The sequence below is a fragment of the Bacillus cereus group sp. BfR-BA-01310 genome (genome assembly GCF_022664325.1).
Taxonomy (GTDB): domain Bacteria; phylum Bacillota; class Bacilli; order Bacillales; family Bacillaceae_G; genus Bacillus_A; species Bacillus_A paramycoides.
This window is the reverse complement of sequence record NZ_JAKUHD010000079.1, coordinates 1-700: the sequence shown is the minus strand read 5'-3', so window position 1 is coordinate 700 and position 700 is coordinate 1. Positions and strand designations below refer to the sequence as shown.

Below are 700 nucleotides of genomic sequence, written 5' to 3'. Positions count from 1 at the left end.
GCACGGGATCGTAACTCGCCGGTTCATTCTACAAAAGGCACGCCATCACCCATTAACGGGCTCTGACTATTTGTAGGCACACGGTTTCAGGATCTCTTTCACTCCCCTTCCGGGGTGCTTTTCACCTTTCCCTCACGGTACTGGTTCACTATCGATCACTAGGGAGTATTTAGCCTTGGGAGATGGTCCTCCCAGATTCCGACGGAATTTCACGTGTTCCGCCGTACTCAGGATACATTCAAGAGAGAACGAAGTTTCGACTACAGGGTTGTTACCTTCTGTGACGGACCTTTCCAGGTCGCTTCGTCTACCTCGTTCCTTTGTAACTCCGTATAGAATGTCCTACAACCCCAAGAGGCAAGCCTCTTGGTTTGGGCTAGATTCCGTTTCGCTCGCCGCTACTCAGGAAATCGCATTTGCTTTCTCTTCCTCCAGGTACTTAGATGTTTCAGTTCCCTGGGTCTGTCTTCCATACCCTATGTATTCAGGTAAGGATACCATACCATTACGTATAGTGGGTTTCCCCATTCGGAAATCTTCGGATCAAAGCTTACTTACAGCTCCCCGAAGCATATCGGCGTTAGTCCCGTCCTTCATCGACTCCTAGTGTCAAGGCATCCACCGTGCGCCCTTTCTAACTTAACCAAACTAAAATTAAAAAATATGAGCTACACTGTTATCTAGTTTTCAAAGAACATAC

The 700-nt window shown here is 47.7% G+C and carries 1 rRNA gene; it reads right to left on the bottom strand.

Annotated elements, in window-relative coordinates:
• Positions 1–645: ribosomal RNA gene (locus MR109_RS29610) — 23S ribosomal RNA — on the bottom strand; the annotation flags it as partial.
• Between the last annotated feature and the right edge of the window lie 55 nt (positions 646–700).